At 68.1% G+C, this 229-nt stretch carries 1 protein-coding gene; it reads right to left on the bottom strand.

Annotated features, from left to right (window positions below):
- A partial coding sequence (locus SB765_RS34555; protein WP_410933148.1) for a contractile injection system protein, VgrG/Pvc8 family occupies positions 1-229 on the bottom strand: 229 nt, incomplete at both ends.

Below are 229 nucleotides of genomic sequence, written 5' to 3'. Positions count from 1 at the left end.
CTGTGGTGCTCGGCCTGCCACACCTCCTGACGGATGCGCGCGTAGGACTCGCCGTGGCTGTGGTCGACAAAATGGCCCGGCCAGTCGTAAACGTCCACCGTGCCCGGCACCGGCGACGCCGGGTTCTGGCGGGCCTGCAGCATCCAGGCGTTCGGCTTGCGGAAGTCGTAGTCGTCGGTGCTGTAGATGCCCGGCGTCACGCTCTCCGCCAGCGACCACTGGCTGATGC

Origin of the sequence: Pseudomonas sp. SIMBA_067, assembly GCF_046534675.1 — a bacterium.
GTDB lineage: Bacteria > Pseudomonadota > Gammaproteobacteria > Pseudomonadales > Pseudomonadaceae > Aquipseudomonas > Aquipseudomonas putida.
The sequence above is the reverse complement of the archived record's forward strand: the minus strand, read 5'-3'. Positions and strand labels throughout refer to the sequence as shown.